A 19,190-nucleotide genomic window follows, 5' to 3' on the forward strand; every position below is an offset into this window, starting at 1 on the left:
AATGTATTGAAGTTAATTTTAAGCTCACTCAAATTATTTAAAACATTCACTATATTTAAACCATATAAGAAATTGAAGTTTACTTTAACTTCAGTTTTTTATATGGTTTTTGAGTTAAACTTAATTTTACTTAATCCCTTAATGGGAGCTATTTTTAATGAAAATCAATTTTAAAAAAACATACAAATTCGCAATAAAATCGGCATTGTATATCAGTCTTTTCTCAACGGGATTTGTATTGATGCTGATGTCTTTATTCTATAAAAATCAACTGAAACATCAAATTGCTTTTGGAATCGTTTTTATAATTTCAATTTATATTTTCTCTTTTTTAGTGCTTCAATATCGCGTTGAACGTTTCATTTATAGAAGAGTAAAGAAAATTTACGATGAGGTTTCGTTGCTGGAATCAACGCCGCTTATCAATCAGCCTATAACAACCGATATGGAAACGCTTTCGCGAGAAGTGAAAAAATTTGCGACGGATAAGAAACTTGAAATCGAAATGCTTGAAATTCGTGAACAATATCGAAGAGAGTTTTTAGGAAACGTTTCACACGAACTTAAAACGCCATTGTTTACAGTGCAAGGTTATGTTTCGACTTTGTTAGATGGCGCAATGGATGACAAACATATTCGTAAAAAATATTTAAAACGTGCCGAAAAAGGTGTAGAGCGTCTTATATATATAGTCGAAGATTTGGATATGATTACCAAATTAGAATCGGGAGATTTGGATTTGAATATGACTGATTTTGATATTGTCGAATTGATTCAGAATGTTTTTGATTTGTTAGAAATGAAAGCTGATAAAAAGAAAATCAAATTGGCTTTTGAAAGCAAAAATGTTCAGTCCGTAATTATTCGAGGAGATCAGGACAGAATTCAGCAAGTTCTGGAAAACCTGATTGTGAACTCAATTAAATACGGAAAAGAAGGCGGTTTGACTGAAGTTGGCGTTGTAAATCTTACAAAGAAAAAAGTATTAATCCGAATCAGCGATAACGGGGAAGGAGTTGAAAAACAGAATATTTCAAGACTTTTTGAACGTTTTTACCGAGTGGACAAAAGCGGAACAAGATCTGAAGGAGGTTCTGGTTTAGGATTAGCAATTGTAAAACATATTATTGAGGCTCATAAAGAGAAAGTTTATGTAGAAAGTGAATTCGGAATTGGTTCAGAATTCTCTTTTACACTCGAAAAAGCCAATAAAACGATAAAAACTGAGGTTAAATAATTGTAAGTTGGCTTTTCTTAGAAGCCGTAGAACAAGGTTTTTAACATTAAAGAAACATTAGGTTTCAGTGCCTAACATTAAATTTTTATTATAGTAACATCTTGTTAATGATTTCTTAACATAGGTGCGTCATCTTTGCATCCTGAAACTAAGGGTAAAAGAAAAATGATAAAAAAATTAGTTCTTGTGATGACAATATTGTTTGCAATAGCAGTAAATGCACAAGATGTAAATCAGCAGAATGTAAATAAACAAGAAGTAAAAAATGAAGTACTTCGTATTTTAGATTCTATCAATAAAGCTAAACTTCCAGAAACAAAATCAGGAGGAGGTATTGAAGAACATTGGTACGATAAAATCTCTTTAAGAGGTTATGCCCAAATTCGATACAATGGTTTGTTTTCTACAAACGATAAAGTTGCTTGCGACCAATGTGACAGATCTTGGGGAACGACTTCAACCGCTCCGGACGCAAAAGCAAACAACGGACTTTTTATTCGTCGTGCCCGTTTGGTATTTTCTGGTCAGGTTCATCCAAATGTATTTTTCTATTTTCAACCCGATTTTGCCAGTTCACCAGTTACCGGAATCCAAAATTTCGTTCAAATTCGAGACTTATATTTTGACCTTTCTTTTGATAAGAAAAGAGAATATCGTGTTCGTGTCGGACAAAGTAAAATTCCATATGGATTTATAAACATGCAGTCTAGTTCGCAACGTTTAACTTTAGATCGTCCTGATGGAATAAACAGTTCAATAGCAAATGAACGTGATTTGGGACTGATTTTTTATTGGGCTCCAGCCGAAATCAGAGAGCGTTTTGCTATGTTAGTAAAAGATGGTTATAAAGGTTCAGGCGATTTTGGAGTTTTTGCTTTTGGAGTTTATAACGGACAAATTGCCAATAAAATAGATGCAAACAGAGATTTGAATGTAGTAGCCAGAGTTTCTTATCCTTTTGTAATTGGAAGCCAGATTATTGAACCTGGAATTCAGGCGTATGACGGAAAATGGGCTTTTACAGACGAAATTTCTACAGGTGTAATTGTTAATGATCCTAAATATGTGAAAGATGAAAGAGTAGGTGCAACGTTTGTTTTGTATCCAAAACCTTTCGGAATCCAAACAGAATATAATATAGGTAAAGGACCTCGCTATAATCCAGCAACAAATACTGTTGACGAAAAGAGTTTGAATGGAGGTTATGTTTTACTGAATTACAAATGGGATTACAAGAAACAACATATTTATCCTTACGCCCAATTTCAATATTATGACGGAGGCAAAAAATATGAAAAAGATGCGAGAAGTTATGTGGTGAGAGATTACCAATTTGGTATCGAATGGCAACCAATCAAAGCATTCGAATTAACTGCCGAATATGTTATCGCGGATAGAACTTTTGAAGACAGCGCCCGCCCGATTAATAGACAAGAAGGGAATTTGCTACGATTACAGGCGCAGTTTAACTTCTAATGTTATTCTTCAAAAACCGAAAATAATTTATCCCAGTCAATATCATTTTTAAATTGGGACAATCCTTTAAACGACTTTACTTTTGAAAGATCTTCAATGGTAAAGTCGTCTTGCATTGCATACGGTACCAAATTTTCTTCCTGTAGTTTAATCGCCAGATATTCCTGTTCATATTGCCCTGGAGTTGGAATAAAAAAAGCTTTTTTGCCCAATTTTGCCAAGTCCATAACAGTTGTATATCCAGAACGGCAAAGAACAAATTCACTCTCATTGAAAGTCTGTTCCAGCTGTTTTGAATTCATAAAATTGTAATAAGTAACATTTCCTGCCTGCCATTTGCTTTGTACTTTCTCTACAATACCTTGAACAAAGACCACTTTTCCTTTGAAATTAGAAACTTCCTTTTGTAATTTTTCGTCCAAATAAGTACGTTGAGGTTCAGGACCCGATAAAATAATCATTAAGTCATAAACTATTGGTGTTTCCTTCTTTTTCATTCTGCTTAAAGGACCAATATATTTTAAATTAAGATGATCGTTTTTAAGATGTCCTAAATCTCCGGTAAGATTTGTCTCTTCATTTGTATCAGGAACCCAGCACTCCGTATATTTTTTTATAATGTGCTGATGGCATTTGCTTGTAAACCAAGTTGTGTTTCCTGTCATTACATTCAATTGATGTGTCATAAAAACAGACGGAACTCTTTTACTGAAAACGCCCAATCGATTATCAGAAATGATGCCGTCAATTCCATGTTTTTTGATCCAAGAATTCACGACTTTTTTCTCATCCAAAATGGCTGTAATCATTTTTGGAAGATTCTTAATCAGTTTCCATTTGAAGTTTTTACCGTTTTTAGCATATTCAATATGATAAGAAGGCAATTCTAAAGTTTGTATATACGGAAATTCTTTTCGCAATAAAGCAAGTGCAACTCCATCAGAAGCAATAATCGGAATGAAATTATTCTCTTGAAGCGCTTTGATAATTGGGATACATCTAGTGGCATGGCCTAATCCCCAGTTTAATGGAGCAACTAAAATTGTTTTGTTCGCAGAATAGTCAATGCTCATATGTTTATACGCTTTTTAAAAAACGAAGATAAAGAAATATGTTTTTGATGATATTTCGGACATATTACTAAATTATTAACTGAATATTTTTTTTAAGGTGCTAAGATACTGAGGCGCTAAGGTTCTGAGGTTTTTGTATTAAATAAAAAAAAGCCGAACGTAAGTTCGGCTTTTTAAATGTCGTATTTCAATAACTTAGAACCTTAGTCCCTAATCCTGAATATAAGTTTTATTTCCATTTTTGTTGATGTAGTATTTACCGCCTTTTGGTCCGGTGTATACTTTTTTACCGTTGTATTCTCCTGTAACTTTATCTGGTGTTTTTGGAGCTTTCTCATTAGTTTCTTTTAAAGTCTTAGAAGCTGATTTTTTAGCTTTGTCGGCTTCAGTTTTTGCGCTTTTGCTTGCAGCATCAGCTTTTGTTGCTGATTTTTTGGCTTTGTCAGCTTCGCTTTTTGCTTTTGTAGCTTCTTTATCTGCAGTTTTTTTAGCAGTGCTAGCTGATTCTTTTTTAGCTTTTGTTGCAGCTGCGGTTGCGTCATCTGCTGCTTTTTTAGATTTGTCTGCCGCTTTTTTTGCATCACTTGCCGACTCTTTTTTAGCTTTTGTTGCTGATGCTGTTGCGTCATCTGCCGCTTTTTTAGATTTGTCTGCTGCTTTTTTAGATTTGTCAGCTTCTTTTTTTGCGTCAGCTTTTGCTTTTTTTGCAGCCGCTTCAGTTTGGCTCTTTGTTGCTTTTACAGCGGCGTCCTGACCATAGAAATTAGATGAGAAAACAACTATAAAACAAAGTAATAATAATTTTTTCATAAGGTTACATATTTAAATTTCTACTAAAATTAATCAATTTATTGTCACCTTTTTCGTAACCCGTTAAAAATATGCACGAAGGTTTACGTTTCCTGTGTGTATGGTTGCTCCAGTTTCGCTTTTTCGGCCCTGATAGTTTAGATTAATATCTAAAAATGATGTTATGTTTTTCTGTAAGAGGAGTTTCCAAACTAAATTTTGTCCTGCCTGAAGTCCTTCAAGCATTTGATATCCTACTGATGAAAATTCATTTCCGTTAAATTTGTTGTCATAAAAAGAAAATTCTCCATTTAGTGTTACTTTCTTTTCTCCGGCAAATGAAAATGAAGTTCCAAGTCTTTTTTGGACTAAAGTTTCTAAATTTCCAATTTGGTTTTCTTTATTCTGAAATTCATAAAAGAAATCCAGACTTGTATTTTTTGAAAATAAATAACTGATTTTTGGCGCAATTTGATAGCCTTTCAAATCATAGTTTTTCTCTACAAAATCTTCTGAAACTAAATCGGTTTTTATGGTTTTGGTGAAAAAATTAAAAAGCCAGGTTTTTTTATATAAATGGGTGTATTGCAATTGATGCGAATTGTTCGTGACATTTTGCGAACCTACAGAAAGCAGATTTTTTCCTTTATTGACTAAATAAGAATAGGTAACCGAATGTTTTTGTTTGCCTCGATTAAAGTACAAACTGTTTCTCAAACTTGAATTCAACCCCAAAATATTTTCTTCCGAAGATTCAAACGGATTTAGTTCTAAACGCTGGCCTTGACTTTTTACTTTTCGATCCATAATAAAGGAAGTTTGATTATAGAAATACGAGGCAAATTTTTTCAGGCCTTTTTCATTTTGCCATTGCGTCGGGTTCAGCGTAACCGACTGTGAAAATTTGTTTTGATTGGTTTTTATATAAACCTGATTCGGCAAAAAGATTCTGATAAATCTTGCCTGATCTGGAAATTGAGCAATTTCAAATTCTTCTAATTCCTGAATTCCATTACCATTATAATCGTTCCATGTATAAACACCTTGCCCAGTTGGTACTTCAATATAAGTGAATTCCTGTTGAGCAATAGTTCCTGAACTCGTTTCATAAGCGGTTCCGGCTTGGATTAATTGATTAAAGAAACGATCATTGTATAAAACTCTCGAATTTAAAGAAGGTTCATTTTTCCGATTTGGATCTGTAAAATCTAAATTTCTATAACTCGCATAAACCGCCAAATTTGTTTTTTTATTCTGAATCAATTTCGATTTTAAATAATAAGTCTGCGAATTGTTGACATGTTGTAGTAATCCATTTTGTAAACTGTCATTTTTACGTTGCAGAAAACCCAATTCTACAAAAACTTTAGTACTGTCGCCACGGCCTATAAAACCGCCAAATTCTGAAAATCTTTGGCTTAAAGCCGAAAACTGATTGGTTGTTTTGTCTTTTTCCTGATTGTCTTCAAGTTGCATGCTGGCGCCAATCCAGTTTTTACCAAAATGATATTTCGTTCGCGTTTGATTCCGAATAAATTTTGAAGTTGATGTTGTCGCATCTGAATTCAGGAAACTTCCCTGATTTTCAAAAGTCCACTTTTTTATTTTAAAAAACGCGGTTGTAGTGTGGCGCGTTCCTGTATAACTTTCGCTAAAATCTAATTTCTCAAATTGATACGTCAATAATCCTATGTTCGAAGTTTTCTTCTTCGCAAATAAATCAAAATTAAAACCAGTAGATAACAAACTCTGATTGCCAAAAAGTGTGGTATTTAAGTTCCAGTCGCGGTTAAATTCAATATTATACAAACGCTCAACCGACTTGAAATTTTCTGCAACATATTGATAATTTGCAAATGCGTCAAGTGTCCAGCTTTTGGTAAAAAGACGTTTTTTGAGATTGGTTTTAAAAGCAATTCCTTCGTTATTTCCATCATCAATACCCGAAAATAAATTTTTGTCGTTGTTGCTAACGGCAAGTTCAAAATCGGCAAGTGTTTTTTCATTCGGATTATATTTTCCTAAAAAAGTAGCAACCTGAAGTTTTATTGGCGGAACTAATTGCACAATTGGCTCGTAATTTCCCTGCAAAATTCCGTTTACCGGTGGCGTATATTCGTAAATTCTTTCAACCGAATTATTGTTTTGGATAATGTAATTTCCAGCATTATTTCCCACAAGACTGAATTTTACATTATATAAAACGTCAGCAGGATTATTCGAATATTCATAAACTTCAACTGAATTGATGAGTGTTTTCTTGTACAAAATTTTATTATCGGCATATTTATCTTCATAAGCCGAAGGTGCTTTCATTAAATCCGGATTGTCGCCCGCATTTTTCAAAATCTGAACCTGATCTGCAGAAAGATTTTGCTGCAAAGGCTGATTTTTCAAATCACTTTCAGAATAAACATAACCGCCAAAACTCCAGTTTTTGTTTTCATGCGTACCGCCGGCGTAGGTTACCAATCGGTTGTAATTTCGTTCTGAATATTGATATTCAATATTAATACGCATTTCAGAAGTGATTGTGAAAAGTGATGTAAAAACAATTTCGCCCGCATTATAATCAATTACATAATCGTTGTTTTCACCACGTTTTAGCAAAACACCATTCACATAAACACGCTCAGAACCTGAAATGACCAAAACATACAATTCGCCATTTTGGCCTTTCAATTTATAAGGCCCTTGATTTCCTTCCTGTCCTGTAAAAGTACTTTTTGCATATTGTCCTTTGACAAAAGCGACCGATGCAAAAATGTTGGTTTTGCTTTTTTCAGTATCAAAATCGAAACTTGCAGAAAGTCCTTGAACCTTTTTATTGAAATTAAGAAATTGTGTTTTTCGGTTTTCCAGAAAAACATCGCCGGCGCGAATATTCCAATCGTCGCTAAAAAGTTCCATGAAAATATTGTCAAACTGATCTAGCTTTTGCGAATAACCGCCATCTTGTAACGGAATATTATTGTCCTGAAGCGAAGCCCGCAGACTGACTTTGTCGGAAATTTTTCCGGTAATCTGCAAATCTAGATTAGAATTTAAAACCGTATTTTGATTGTTTCCAACTGTAACGCCACGCGTAATACTTCCGGAAGTATTTAAACCATCAAAAGGAACAACTTTTTTGGTGTTTTTGTTGTCAATTTTGTACAGTTTTTCAGAACCGGCTTCATTGCTGACCACTTGATCAGATTTGTAAAGACTATATTCTTTGGTAATAAAATCGGGATATTTTAAATAATTGACAATTAAAGTATCTGAAATTGAAGTGAATTTTTCATTTAAAAGAAGTGTTCCTTTTTGAAAATCAATTTTATAAAAAGTAGAATCGACAGCTTCATTTTTAGTGTTCAAAAGCTGAAAGTAACTTGGATTTATGCTGAATTTTTCCAGATGAATGGTGTCGCGGGAAGCAATTACTTTTTTTGTTTTATACGATGATTCTGTTTCCTGAGCATGAAGCCCAGAAAACCAGATGAAAACCGTTAAAAACAGTAATTTTTTCAGCATAAATACTTTAACTCTAAAAATTCAAAAGTAGTATTTATAATCAAGAAATTGTGAGGCTTTTATTTATTGGACAATTGATTGATTTTAAGTTCGTTTTCTCATTTTAAGCCTTATTTTTAATTATATTTTGAAGTATAATTCTCATCATAAATCAATCTTTTTTTTAGCTTTGCTCAAGATATAACGAACTTAAATTATGGATACCGGCAAAGAACTTTTATTTTTTTTTAGCGCTTTGGGATCTTTCAACGGAATTATTTTAGGAGTTTATTTTTTCTTTTTTACTAAGAAAAAATACCTCACAAATTATTTCCTTGGTGCACTTTTATTTGCATTAAGTATACGAATTGGGAAATCTGTTTTTGTTTATTTTCATCCCGAACTGCCAAAAATGTATTTGCAGTTAGGGCTTAGTGCTTGTTTCTTTATTGGTCCGTGTTTGTATTATTTTTTAAGATCGGCGGTTGAAGAAATCAATATAATGCCAAAATCGTGGAAAATGATTCTGCTGTTTTGGGGAATCCTAATTTTTGTTGTCGGAATCCTATATCCGTACGAAACTTATCCAACACTTTGGAGTTTTTATTTTATTAGAATCATTTATTTTCAATGGTTTGTATATGTTATTCTTTCTGGATTTACAATTCGAGGTGTTTTAAAGAAAATTTTCAATATAAAAGAAAAAGCAAGCTCATCAGAAATTTGGTTTGGAACCCTTTTTCTAGGCACTTTTTTATTATTCCTTTTTTACTTTTTAGCTATTTTGGGAGCTCCGGCAGCAACTTATATAAGTGGCGCTGTTGTTTTTTCTTTTATTTTATATCTAATCATTTCTATTCTTTTATACCGAAAAAAAACCGACGATTTGTTTCTGCTGAATAGCCAGAAGGTTTACGGAAAAAAAATAGATGCAGTCGAAGCCGTTATTATTTCTGAAAAATTAGAAAATGTAATGAATGAAAAAGACTTGTATAAAAATCCAAACTTGAATTTACAGGATTTGGCGCGTGAAATTAATATTTCGAGTCATCAATTATCACAGTTTTTAAATAATAACATGGGAAAGAATTTTACCAGTTTTGTGAATGAATTTAGAATAAACGAGGCTTGTAAAATCATTACTTCAAATGATAAACTGACTTTAGAATCTGTTGGTTATGATGTTGGTTTTAATTCGAAATCAACCTTTTTTGCAGCTTTTAAAAAACATACCGGAACAACGCCTCTAAATTATCAGCTTCAGGCTTTACAGCCGTAAAACAGAGTGTCGATTTATAAATTCGTACTCCTGATTTCACTTTCGATTACCTCGTTTCGTGATTTAGAACTGACTTTTGTTGCTACAAAAAGTCAAATCTTAATCCCTAAATTTTATGAGGTTTCTAATTCTGGTTTTCATTTATGTTTCTTTTTTTCTTTTAAATTCTGTGCCGTCAAAAGCGCAATCAATCCAAAAAATTTCAGGTAAAGTTGTCAATCGAAACAATGAATTGATGATGGGAACGGCATCGGTTTTGTCTGTTCGCGATTCTGTAATTATAAAACAGCAGGATTTCTTGGACGGCGTTTTTCAATTATCAGATATCAATCAAAATGAAATTATTCTGAAATTGACTTCGGTAGAATTTGCAGATCTTTTTTTGGGCATAAAATTTTCAAATTCATCAAACATTGATTTGGGCTCCATTATAGTTTCAGAAAATAATAATCAGTTAAATGAGATTGTGGTAAAAAGCAATCCGTCATTATTAAAATATGGAGCCAACGGAAATATCGATGTGAATGTAAATGGAACTGTTCTCGCAACGAGCAGTTCGGTAAACGAATTGTTGGGAAGAGTGCCAAATGTTGTGGTTGCCGACGGAGAAATCAGCGTTGTTGGAAAAGGAGAAGCCATTATTTATCTCAACGGAGTTTTGATTAATTACGAAAGGTTTGCTGCAATTCCCGTTTCACAAATTCAGAAGATCGAAGTCATTTCCAATCCTTCTGCGAGATACGATGCAGAAGGAAAAGCTGTCATCAATATTATTACAAAACAAAATATTGAAAGCGGTATAATGGGTGCTGTCAATCAGCAGGTAACAGTTTCTAAATTTGGCGGAACCCTTTATAACACGCTTTTTGATTTTAATTATTCTAAAGGAAAGTTTTCTTTTATAACCAATTATGGTTTGCAGTTAGGAAAAAACCGCGAGTTGCTGTACACTACCAGAACTCGTCCAAATCCTGATGATTTTATGAAATCTGAATTGACGACCGATTGGAAAAGAAGATTTAATAATTATTCTAATTTCGGATTCGGACTTCAATATAGTTTTTCTCCAAATAATTATATTTCATTGGCTTATAGCGGAAACGTGAATGATTTAGGCGGAATTACAGAAAGCAGGAATTCCATAACCAACAATTCAGGAATTAGTTTTTATGCCACAGATGTTGACCGAAACGATGTTTTGTTAAACCAGTTTATCAATTTGAATTATAACTGGACAACTGATAAAGGTTCGACATTATTTATAGGATCACAATTTTCAAATTACAATCAAACTATAAGAGATTTTATTGAAGAAAGCAGTTTGGTAGAACAAACCGATTCTGAAAGATATTTGAAGAATAATGTTGGAAGTCGAATCAATATAATCGCAGTTCAAGCCGATTATTCGAAGAAAATTAATGAAAAAACAAAACTTGAAGTAGGAGCCAAGTTGAGTCATGCCACAATAAACTCAGGAACAGATTTCCTGATTGCAGCTGATAATGTAAATTTTGAGCTGGACGATGCGCTTTCGAGTGATTTTGAATACAATGAAAAAATTGCTGCTGCCTACTTTAATTATATTGGAACATTAAACGAAAAAGTCAATTTTTCTCTTGGCGTAAGAGCCGAAAAAACAAGTTATGATTTATTCACAAATGCCAACGGAATTCAGAAATTTGAGAAATCGTACAGTAACTTTTTTCCAAATGCACTTTTAAATTTTGATCTTTCAGAAGATTGGAAAGGACATTTTTCGTATGTTTCCAGAATTACAAGACCGAGATATCAGGCTTTAAATCCGTATGTGATTTACCAAGATCCGTTTACGACGATTGAAGGAAATCCGAATCTTCTTCCAGAAAAAACACACGCTTTTGAAATAGGTACGATGTACAAAAAGTTCGATTTTAAAGTTGGCTACACTTATAAAAATGATCCGATTTCTGCGGCGGCTTTGCGTGGCGACACACCAAATAGCTATATTTTAAGAGCGCTGAATCTTGAAAAAGGGCATACATTTTTTACTTCACTATCCAGATCCTTCAATGTCAAATGGTGGAATTCTGTTAATACAGCAAGCATTACTTGGCAGAAATCTGTAGACAATTATTATGCATTTGCTTTTAGTCCCGTAGAACCTCAGATTTATTTATATACTAATAATACATTTACGATTCCTAAATTTTTTAAGTTACAGCTTTTGGCTTGGTATTTAAGTGATAGAAGTTATGGATTAGGAAGTGAAAACAGCCGTTCGATTGTAACTTTAGGAATAGAGAGAAACTTTTTTAAAGACGCACTAAAACTCAATTTTACCGCAAACGACATCTTTCATAAGTTTATGGTTTCTGGTGATTATAATGTCGGACAGACTCAGATTTATTATCACCGAACCTATAGTACGGATTATTTTAAATTAATTGCAACATACAATTTCGGAGATTCTAAAAAGACGACTTATAAAAAATCAGAAGTTGAGCAGACGGAAAATAATAGGGCGAGGTAAAATGAAAAAAGGCTTCATCAATTTGTGAAGCCTTTTTTGAAAATATATTTGAATTGAAATAATTACCTTTTATAAAGCAATATTAATTAAGTTCCTTAGTCACAATTTGCATTGTTTCACGGCTAACTTGTTTCAATAAAACTTCTTTGTTAGCTTCAACGGTTTGCGCAGCTTCTTCTGTAAAGTGACGGATTGTATATAAGGTCACATTTTCGCTATACTCCACTTTGAATTTTTTCGAAAGAATTGCATTCAAATCATTGAAGTTTCCAAATTTATCTTCCACACAAACAGAAAAACTAATCGCAGAATTCTGAATCAAATTCACTTTGATTTTAAATTCGTGGAATAAACCAAAAATCTCACTAATGTTTTCTTCCATAATGAAAGAGAAATCAATTGAAGAAAGCGAAATTAAAAGTTGCTCTCTTTTTACGATAAAACATGGATATTGTGGTTCTAAGTCAACACCTTTTGAAACACAAGTTCCTTTTAATAAAGGATTAATGAAAGATTTTACATATAATGGAATCTCTTTTTTCTGTAACGGCTGTAATGTTTTTGGGTGAATAACCGTTGCTCCGTAAAATGCTAATTCGATTGCTTCACGATATGAAATTTGATTTAATAAACTAGCATTTTCAAAATAACGAGGATCAGCATTCATAACTCCAGGAACATCTTTCCAGATAGTTACACTTTCAGCATTTAAGCAATAAGCAAAAATTCCAGCAGTATAATCAGAACCTTCACGCCCAAGAGTTGTAGTAAAATTGTTTTCGTCAGCACCTAAAAATCCTTGTGTGATGTTTAGCTGTTTTCTTGGAACATTTTTACTGATGTTTTGCTGAGTTGCTTCCCAATCTACTTCAGCATCTCTATAATTTGCATTGGTTTTAATGAAATTACGAACATCAAGCCATTGCGTCTGAATTCCTCTAAAATTCATGTAGTGACTTAAAATATTTGTAGAAATCAATTCTCCAAAACTTACAATCTGATCGTAAACAAAGTTATAATTGGGTGATTTATTGTGCGCTAAAAAATACTCAAGTTCAGTAAATTGCTCATTTACAGCTGCGAAAACCTGATGTTTTTCATCCTCAAACAAATCCAATAATATTTGATTGTGGTATTTTTTTATTTCCTGAACAGAAGAATTTAATTCTGCCGATTTATCAAAGTAATTCTTGATTACAACTTCTAGAGCATTTGTTGTTTTTCCCATAGCCGAAACTACAAGAATTACATCTTCGTAACCTACTTTTTGTAAAACGTCGTATACGTTTTTAATTCCATCTGCATCTTTTACCGATGCTCCTCCAAATTTAAATACTCTCATTATTAATTTATTAGATTTAGTCCCGATAGCTATCGGGATAGATTTCAGATTTGAGGCGAAATCTTATGTTTTTTTGTTTTTATAATTTTTCTAGAAACGAATTAACTCCAGCTTCATCCATTTGAACAACTTGCCAGTCTTCCAGAATTCTTGCGCCAGAATTCTTGTAAAAATTGACTGCAGGTGTATTCCATGCTAAAACATTCCATTCCACTCTTCGAACGTTGTCTTTTTTTCCTTGTTTCATGATTTCAGCATAAAGTGCCGATCCCAAACCTGTACCGCGCATTTTTTCTTTTACAATCAAATCTTCAAGATGTATTGTTTTTCCTTTCCAAGTTGAATAACGGTAATAGTATAATGCAATTCCAACTATTTCCTTTCCATTTTTACTTTCTTCTGAATCACTTTCAATTTCGGCAACAAAAACCTGAAAAAGAGGTTTTTCTCCAAATCCGTCACGAACTAAATCTTCTTCTGTAATTACGACAGCTTCCGGTTCTTTTTCGAATATTGCCAGCTCCTGTATTAGCCCTAAAACCGATTTCATGTCTTCGGGATTTCCTTTTCTAATATTCATTTATTCGTATTATTAAGTGTTTATTAGCTAAAAAAGCATTTATTTATATGGTACTTTTTGCTATTAATTAGCAAATATACAATAGTAGCAAACTAACAAAATAATTTTTAAATCATTCTCACAAAATAAGCGATATTTGTGACTTTAAATTAAAACTATAACGATATAGCAATGGAAGAACGCAATAAAACACTGGGAGAGTTTATTATTGAGAACCAAAAAGCATTTCAGTATTCGTCGGGAGAACTTTCCCGGATTATCAACTCTATACGTTTGGCGGCAAAAGTCGTGAACTATAAAGTTAACCAGGCAGGATTAGTGGATATTATTGGCGCCGCAGGCGAACAAAATATTCAGGGAGAAGACCAGCAAAAATTAGATGTGTATGCCAACGAAGTATTTATCCAGACGTTAATAAACCGTGAGATTGTCTGTGGTATTGCTTCAGAAGAAAACGACGATTTTATAACTGTTCAGGGGAGCGACAACAGTCATAATAATAAGTACGTGATCTTGATGGATCCGCTTGACGGATCTTCAAACATTGATGTAAATGTTTCTGTAGGAACAATTTTTTCTGTTTTCAGAAGAATTACGCCAATAGGAACTCCGGTAACAAGCGAGGATTTTTTACAACCGGGAATCAATCAAGTGGCAGCAGGTTATGTAATTTATGGAACTTCAACAATGCTGGTTTATACAACTGGACATGGAGTAAATGGTTTTACACTGAATCCGGCAATTGGTACATTTTATCTTTCACATCCAAATATGAAGTTTCCTGAAAATGGAAATATCTATTCAGTGAATGAAGGAAACTATGTTCATTTTCCGCAAGGAGTAAAAAATTACATTAAATATTGTCAGCGTGAAGAAGAGGACAGACCTTATACTTCAAGATATATAGGAAGTCTGGTAGCCGATTTTCATAGAAATATGATTAAAGGCGGTGTTTATATTTATCCGACAAGTTCAAAAGCGCCAAAAGGAAAACTACGTTTGTTATATGAATGTAATCCGATGGCTTTTATTGCTGAGCAGGCAGGAGGAAAAGCAACAGACGGTTTTGGAAGAATTATGGAAATCCAGCCGACAGAACTGCATCAAAGAGTTCCGTTTTTCTGTGGAAGCAAAAATATGGTCGAAAAAGCCGAGGAATTTATGGCAGAGGTTGAATAGCGATAAGATTCTTTTTTACGCAACCTTTTTGTGTTTTCAATATCTATTAAATAAAATAGACTTATGAAAAATATATTTGTTTTAGTTGTCTTGGTTTTTGTTTTATTTGGCTGTTCTAGTGAAGATTCGTCATCTCGTTTTTCGAAGGAAGATTCGTCTGACTTAAGAATTCGATTGTCGAATGCCAGTAAATTCAATTTTCAAAATATTACAGTAAATACTACAACTGGTAATGTTAATTTTGAAAATGTAGATTCTGGACAGAAGACAAAATATAAAGGTTTCTCGTTTGCATATAGCTACGCATTTGTTGAATTGCAAATTGACGGGAAAACTTATACATTGCAACCTATTGATTATGTTGGAGAAACACCACTGGAAAAAGGAAACTATACTTATGAAATTACTGCAAATGATTCTCAAAATCAATACGGAAAATTGAATTTGAAATTAATTAAGGATTAATACACAATTCAATTTTATGAAAAAACCCGATAATTTGATTATCGGGTTTTTTATTTTAATTTTCATTCACAGTCAAGTTTCAGTATCAAAACTGAACACTAAAAACTGATCACTGAATACTATTTGTGCATGTGCTGCATTTCGTAGATAAAAGTATCGCCGTCAACTTTTTGGTCAACTAATGACAATGCTTTTGCAATGATATAATCCACGTTGCTTGGAGTAAATCCTAAAGCTACACTTATCTTTTTTAACAATACTTCTTGTTTATCTTCAAGATGATGGTCAACATGTACCATTCTTGTTAAATCATATAAACGCTCTAAACGCTGAACATATGAATAAGGTGGATTGATTGGGTATTTTAATGGATCGCTAAGAATTTCTTCGTATTCCGATTCTGTAATTTCTAAACGAGAAGCAAGTTTGTCTAAAAAGGCTTTTTCTTCTGGGTATACAACTCCGTCTGCTAATGCTACACGAACGATAGCTGAAAAGTGCCCTTTGTTTCTTTGCTTGAATTCGCTATCAAATAATTCTGAAAATGACATAATTAATTAAGGTTTTTGTTAAACAAAGATAAAAGTTATTTTAATTCATAATTTTAAATTTCTCATAAAATTTAACTTATTTTTCTGCGTTGTTTTAAAGATGGACTTCACGAAATTTTGAAAATAAATCGTAAGTTTACATCCCCTAATCATTTAATATCATTACCCCTATGTCAGAATTTTGGATTTATTTTCAGATAGGATTAAAACACGTTTTAGATATCCACGCCTACGATCACGTTCTTTTTTTAATCGCACTAACAGTTCCGTATTCATTTAAAGACTGGAAACGCATTTTGCTATTGGTTTCCGTTTTCACAATTGGTCATACTTTAGCTTTAATACTTTCAGTTTTCGGAATAATTGCTGTCAAAGTAAATTTAGTCGAATTTTTAATTCCGATTACCATTTTGATTACCGCTTTATATCACTTGTTTACGGCAGGAAAAGCTACTAAAAATGAAGGTGTAAATTTAATTTTTATGGTCACGTTGTTTTTTGGAATAATTCACGGACTTGGATTCTCAAATTATTTTAAAACAATTTTAGGTGGTACCGCAACGTCAAAATTAGTACCTTTAGGAGAATTTGCGTTAGGAATCGAAGCAGCGCAGTTAGTTGTAGTTTTTGTAGTTTTGGTACTATCATATATAGTGCAAACCGTATTTCGTTTTTCAAAACGCGATTGGGCACTTGTAATGTCGGCTTTTATTGTTGGAGTTGTGATTCCAATGATTATCGAAAGCCCTATTTGGAACAGATAAAATAAATGGAAATAAAAAAGTTAAACAAATACGATAAAGCTTATTTGAGAATTGCAAAAGAATGGAGTTTGCTTTCTTATTGCAAACGCAAACAAGTAGGAGCCATTATCGTAAAAGACCGAATGATTATCTCTGATGGATACAATGGTACGCCGTCAGGATTTGAAAATTGCTGCGAAGATGAAGACGGTTTAACCCGTTGGGATGTGTTGCATGCCGAGGCAAATGCAATTTTGAAAGTAGCAAGGTCGACACAATCTTGCGAAGGCGCAACTTTATATATCACGCTTTCGCCATGTAAAGAATGTAGTAAATTAATACATCAGTCGGGAATAAAAAGAGTGGTGTACAAAGATGGATATCGTGATGATTCTGGAATTCAATTTTTAATAAAAGCAGGTATTGAAGTCGAACATATTCCTGTTTTAGAAGAGTAATGAAATTTAATCCAAAATATTTGCCAATTGTCATTGGAGCAACTTTTGCTCTCGGAACGGTGCTCGGAAGCTTAATGAATGCTCCCGCAGATGATCAGCTTTTGGCTAAAAATTACTCTAAAACCAAATTAAATAAACTGATCGATTTTATCAATAATGAATATGTCGACAGTATCAATACAGACTCAATTGTAAATCTTACAGTTGATAATATTCTCTCCAAATTAGATCCACACTCTGTTTATATTCCGCCAAGCGAACAAGCCGAAGTTGCTGAAAGCATGAAAGGCGATTTTGTTGGAATCGGAATTAATTTTTATATGTATAAAGATTCAGTTGCGATTATAAAACCAATAGAAAATGGGCCATCGGCAAAAGCCGGAATAAAATCGGGTGACCGAATTTTATTTGCCGGAAAAACCAAATTATTTGGAAGAAAATTGCCTTCTGATAGTTTGTTTTCCAAATTAAAAGGACTTCAGGGTTCTGAAATTGAACTTACCGTTTTTAGAAAATCAGAACAAAAGAAACTGAAATTTAAAATAAAAAGAGATGTTATTCCGATAAAAAGCGTTGATGCCTCTGTTTTGCTTGGAAATAATACAGGTTATATCAAAATTAATCGATTTGCCGAAACAACTTATAATGAATTTAAAACCGGTTTAACGAGATTAAAACAAAGCGGAATTCAGTCGCTGATAATTGATCTTCGAGACAACGGCGGCGGTTATATGGAAGAAGCCATAGCTATTGCCGATGAATTTTTGAAAGACAAACAGTTGATCGTTTTTACAAAGAATAAAAACGGTACAACTGAAAAAACATATGCGACAAAAGCTGGAAGTTTTGAAACCGGAAAAGTATATGTTTTAATAAATGAAAACAGCGCTTCAGCTAGTGAAATTTTAGCCGGAGCAATTCAGGATAATGATCGTGGTGTTATTGTCGGACGTCGTTCTTTCGGGAAAGGTTTGGTACAGCGCGAAATGGATTTTAATGACGGATCAGCGGTAAGATTGACTGTAGCGCGTTATTATACACCAACAGGAAGATCGATTCAAAAACCTTATAAAAAAGGAAATGAAGAGTATTTTAAAGAATCAGAATCCAGAATTAAATCGGGTGAACTTTATGCAAAAGACAGTATTAAAGTGGCCGATTCTTTAAAATTCAAAACTCCAAAAGGTAAAATCGTTTACGGCGGTGGCGGAATCGTTCCAGATGTTTTTGTTCCGATGGAAGCAGAACACGGAAATGAAAACGTTGCGTATTTGCTTCAAACCGGAATTGTAGGTCATTTTGTTTTTGAAGAATTGGATAAAAACAGAAAAGCATTTGCCGGACTTCATTTTAATGAGTTTTTAGACGAAATGAAAAACTCAGATGTTTATTTTAAAAAGTTCAAAAACTACGTAGCAATAACGGGTCTTGATTTGAAATTAGATAAAACTAAAGCCTTGGTAAATCGTTATATCACAGCTGAATTTGCAAGACAGTTATTCGGCGAAGTATATTATTATAATGTGGTTTTGAAAGAAGATGCGATGATCAAGTCGGTTTTGAGTCCAAAAAAACAATCCTGAAATTTTTTAAAAATATGAAAACAGAAGCCGTTGTAAATGCTGAAATCGAACTTTTGACTGCAATTAAAAATGCTGATGTTTCAACTCTAGAAAAAATCCTTCACGACGATCTGCTTTTTAATTTACCTGACGGAAATACCATTACAAAAGATTTCGATTTAGATTCTTATCGTTCGGGAAAAATGCAAGTCGAATCATTAGAAGCTTCAGATCAAATTATTAATATAATTGATGATGTGGCTGTCGTAACTGTAGCGATTTCATTGAAAGGAACTTATGATAATGCTCCAATAAATGGTGTTTTGAAATATATCAGAGTTTGGAAACAATTTGATGAAAATCTAAAAGTTGTTGCTGGAAGCTGCACTCCATTGGCATAAATTTTGAAAAGAAATTTAATAGTAACATAAAATTAGACTTAGCGATCCTTG

16 protein-coding genes are annotated in these 19,190 nt (G+C 33.1%); 10 read left to right on the forward strand and 6 right to left on the reverse strand.

Features of this window, described 5'->3' with window-relative positions; genetic code table 11:
* Nucleotides 1-157 precede the first annotated feature (157 nt).
* Together FN795_RS16545 and FN795_RS16550 are read left to right on the forward strand one after the other, a co-directional pair.
* Nucleotides 158-1,237 carry a sensor histidine kinase gene (locus FN795_RS16545; RefSeq protein WP_142451676.1) on the forward strand — a complete coding sequence of 360 codons (1,080 nt, stop codon included), beginning with the start codon at nt 158-160 and terminating at the stop codon, nt 1,235-1,237.
* Nucleotides 1,238-1,402: 165 nt separating this feature from the next.
* Nucleotides 1,403-2,713, forward strand: a complete 1,311-nt coding sequence (locus FN795_RS16550; RefSeq protein ID WP_142451678.1) for a porin — start codon at nt 1,403-1,405, stop codon at nt 2,711-2,713.
* A gap of 2 nt (nt 2,714-2,715) precedes the next feature.
* On the opposite strand, the gene FN795_RS16555 is transcribed toward FN795_RS16550, so the two are convergent.
* From FN795_RS16555 to FN795_RS16565, 3 genes are all read right to left on the reverse strand, one after another.
* Complete coding sequence (locus FN795_RS16555) at nt 2,716-3,786, reverse strand: glycosyltransferase (RefSeq protein WP_035653339.1); 1,071 nt, start codon at nt 3,784-3,786, stop codon at nt 2,716-2,718.
* 210 nt (nt 3,787-3,996) lie between these two features.
* Nucleotides 3,997-4,596: a hypothetical protein gene (locus FN795_RS16560; RefSeq protein ID WP_142451681.1), complete on the reverse strand. Its 600-nt coding sequence runs from the start codon at nt 4,594-4,596 to the stop codon at nt 3,997-3,999.
* Between the two features lie 63 nt (nt 4,597-4,659).
* Nucleotides 4,660-8,091, reverse strand: coding sequence for a hypothetical protein (locus FN795_RS16565; protein WP_142451682.1), 3,432 nt, complete (start codon nt 8,089-8,091; stop codon nt 4,660-4,662).
* Nucleotides 8,092-8,287: 196 nt separating this feature from the next.
* Here FN795_RS16565 and FN795_RS16570 point away from each other — a divergent pair, with 196 nt between their 5' ends.
* A complete protein-coding gene (locus tag FN795_RS16570) occupies nt 8,288-9,349 on the forward strand; it encodes a helix-turn-helix domain-containing protein (RefSeq protein WP_142451683.1) in 1,062 nt (353 codons plus the stop codon).
* A gap of 115 nt (nt 9,350-9,464) precedes the next feature.
* A complete protein-coding gene (locus FN795_RS16575) occupies nt 9,465-11,858 on the forward strand; it encodes a TonB-dependent receptor domain-containing protein (protein WP_142451684.1) in 2,394 nt (797 codons plus the stop codon).
* Between the two features lie 82 nt (nt 11,859-11,940).
* On the opposite strand, the gene FN795_RS16580 is transcribed toward FN795_RS16575, so the two are convergent.
* Together FN795_RS16580 and FN795_RS16585 are read right to left on the reverse strand one after the other, a co-directional pair.
* Nucleotides 11,941-13,200: an aspartate kinase gene (locus tag FN795_RS16580; protein ID WP_142451685.1), complete on the reverse strand. Its 1,260-nt coding sequence runs from the start codon at nt 13,198-13,200 to the stop codon at nt 11,941-11,943.
* A 79-nt stretch (nt 13,201-13,279) separates the two neighbouring features.
* Nucleotides 13,280-13,780 carry a GNAT family N-acetyltransferase gene (locus tag FN795_RS16585; protein WP_142451686.1) on the reverse strand — a complete coding sequence of 167 codons (501 nt, stop codon included), beginning with the start codon at nt 13,778-13,780 and terminating at the stop codon, nt 13,280-13,282.
* Between the two features lie 171 nt (nt 13,781-13,951).
* Between FN795_RS16585 and fbp the strand changes: the two genes are divergently transcribed.
* Together fbp and FN795_RS16595 are read left to right on the forward strand one after the other, a co-directional pair.
* The gene (gene fbp, locus FN795_RS16590; RefSeq protein WP_035653356.1) at nt 13,952-14,959 is read left to right on the forward strand and encodes a class 1 fructose-bisphosphatase; all 1,008 of its coding nucleotides are present in this window, start codon (nt 13,952-13,954) and stop codon (nt 14,957-14,959) included.
* A gap of 63 nt (nt 14,960-15,022) precedes the next feature.
* Nucleotides 15,023-15,424: a hypothetical protein gene (locus FN795_RS16595; RefSeq protein WP_142451687.1), complete on the forward strand. Its 402-nt coding sequence runs from the start codon at nt 15,023-15,025 to the stop codon at nt 15,422-15,424.
* Between the two features lie 119 nt (nt 15,425-15,543).
* Here FN795_RS16595 and FN795_RS16600 read toward each other — a convergent pair whose 3' ends face one another.
* The gene (locus FN795_RS16600) at nt 15,544-15,975 is read right to left on the reverse strand and encodes a TerB family tellurite resistance protein (protein WP_035653359.1); all 432 of its coding nucleotides are present in this window, start codon (nt 15,973-15,975) and stop codon (nt 15,544-15,546) included.
* A 170-nt stretch (nt 15,976-16,145) separates the two neighbouring features.
* On the opposite strand from FN795_RS16600, the gene FN795_RS16605 reads away from it, so the two are divergent.
* Genes FN795_RS16605 through FN795_RS16620 form a run of 4 tightly spaced genes read left to right on the forward strand, consistent with a single transcriptional unit; the run spans nt 16,146 to nt 19,139 of the window.
* Entirely contained in the window at nt 16,146-16,739 is a 594-nt protein-coding gene (locus FN795_RS16605; protein ID WP_035653361.1) for a HupE/UreJ family protein, read from the forward strand.
* A gap of 5 nt (nt 16,740-16,744) precedes the next feature.
* Nucleotides 16,745-17,176, forward strand: coding sequence for a deoxycytidylate deaminase (locus FN795_RS16610; RefSeq protein ID WP_035653364.1), 432 nt, complete (start codon nt 16,745-16,747; stop codon nt 17,174-17,176).
* Nucleotides 17,176-18,759, forward strand: coding sequence for a S41 family peptidase (locus FN795_RS16615; protein ID WP_142451688.1), 1,584 nt, complete (start codon nt 17,176-17,178; stop codon nt 18,757-18,759). The genes FN795_RS16610 and FN795_RS16615 overlap by 1 nt, the downstream gene beginning before the upstream one ends.
* Nucleotides 18,760-18,773: 14 nt before the next feature.
* On the forward strand, nt 18,774-19,139 hold the full coding sequence (locus FN795_RS16620) for a nuclear transport factor 2 family protein (RefSeq protein WP_142451689.1): 366 nt from the start codon (nt 18,774-18,776) through the stop codon (nt 19,137-19,139).
* Nucleotides 19,140-19,190 lie beyond the last annotated feature (51 nt).

The sequence above is a fragment of the Flavobacterium resistens genome, from assembly GCF_900182645.1.
Taxonomy (GTDB): domain Bacteria; phylum Bacteroidota; class Bacteroidia; order Flavobacteriales; family Flavobacteriaceae; genus Flavobacterium; species Flavobacterium resistens.